Annotated in this window: 1 protein-coding gene and 1 pseudogene; one reads left to right on the top strand and one right to left on the bottom strand. The window is 65.6% G+C overall.

What is annotated here, in order from left to right; genetic code table 11:
• A pseudogene (locus EB084_25425) lies at positions 1 to 114 on the top strand (DUF4870 domain-containing protein).
• Between the two features lie 450 nt (positions 115 to 564).
• Here the strand turns inward: EB084_25425 and EB084_25430 are convergent.
• Positions 565 to 1,293 (bottom strand): hypothetical protein, encoded by a 729-nt coding sequence (locus EB084_25430; GenBank protein NDD31606.1) that lies wholly within the window; start codon positions 1,291 to 1,293, stop codon positions 565 to 567.
• Positions 1,294 to 1,429: the final 136 nt, after the last annotated feature.

The raw sequence follows: 1,429 nt of genomic DNA on the forward strand, positions 1-1,429 counted from the left end.
CCGCCCTGCGGTGCACCACCGCCCTGCGGTGCACCACCGCCCTGCGGTGCACCACCGCCCTGCGGTGCGCCACCGCCCTGCGGTGCGCCACCGCCCTGGGGCTGGCCACCGCCCTGGGGTGCACCGTTCTGCTGCGGATCCTGCTGGTCGTTGGGGTCCTGCAGCCAGTTGTTGAAATTGGGGATGCCGCTGTTCTGGCTCTGGCCGTTGGGCTTGGCACCCTGTGGGCCGCCGTTGCTCGGACCCGCCGCCTGGGGCCCGACCCCCTGCGGACCGCCTTCGTCGTTGAGGGCATCTGACCACTTCGTGCCGTCGGTGATGGCGCCTCCGGTCCACGGGGTACCGTTGCTCGCCGCACCGCCATTCGTCTTCGCCTGCGTCGACGGGTTCATTCCGAACCCGCTGCCGATGCGATCAATGCCGCCGATCTGGAAGCTCATGTGGGTCACCCTCCTGCACTACGATCCTGCTGTGTGCATGGAGGGTGACATCGACGTGGTTTGCACGCCGTGATTGTGAACAGTTTGTTACTTTTTAAGAGTTGTGACGTTCACATCTCACAGCTCATACCTGCACGTGGATGTGCACGCCGTCGCCGTAGGTGGTCTTGACGAGATACTCATTGACCGAGACCATGCCTTCTCGTTCGGCCAGGGCGGCGACACGTTCGGAGTGGTGGGCCATCGCGCCCTGTCCAAGGTCGTCGATGTACTGGCCCTTCCACGTGATGGCGAAGTCGGCTGCGCGTCCCGCGGCGTGCTGCCAGGCGGCATGCTGGCCTGAGGTGGTGCAGGTGACCTGGAGGCCGTATCCCTCCTTGCGCATGTCGCGCTCGAGCCGGGCCAGCGGATAGGCGGCGCGTGCCTGCAGCGGGTAACCCTGGTAGGAAATCATCTCGTCTGGGCGCTTGCCTGCCAGATCCTTGAGCTCGGGGAGGCGCGTCACCTCGTCGAACGGATAGCCGTGCACCGCGAGGTTGTAGAGCGTGCCCTTGTCTTGTGCCATGTGGTAGGGCAGGGCATTCGTATCGGGCTGCACGCGCCAGAACTCCCCGCTGCTGATGTCGCGCAGGGCGAAGGCGGTGCGCGGGTCGATGCTCTTCCCGTCGCGCCCGAGGCCATAGACCTCTTTGAAGGTGCCCAGGGCTTTCGCGGTCTGCTCACCGTAGAAGCCGTCGGATCTCAGGCGGTTCTTCCACGCGGGCATCCACTTCACCAGCGTCTGCTGCAGGTCGGTGACATCTTCACCTTGGGAGCCCTGGTGAAGGTTCTCATAGACGGTGCGCCCCGGCATCTGCGCGGGAGCGTCAGGCGTCTTGGTTGTCGATTCAGGCGCTTGCTCGGGTCGAGTGGGGCTCGCAGGCTCCGCCGCCTTCGGTTCGGTGGCGGATGGTTCTGGCGCGTTGATGGCAGAGGTGGACAACGGAACC

The organism is Pseudomonadota bacterium (assembly GCA_010028905.1).
In the GTDB taxonomy this organism is placed as follows: domain Bacteria; phylum Vulcanimicrobiota; class Xenobia; order RGZZ01; family RGZZ01; genus RGZZ01.

Coding starts and splice junctions, on each gene's coding strand:
- EB084_25430 (NDD31606.1), bottom strand. CDS start 1,293: ATGCCGGGGCGCACCGTCTATGAGAACCTTCACCAGGGCTCCCAAGGT.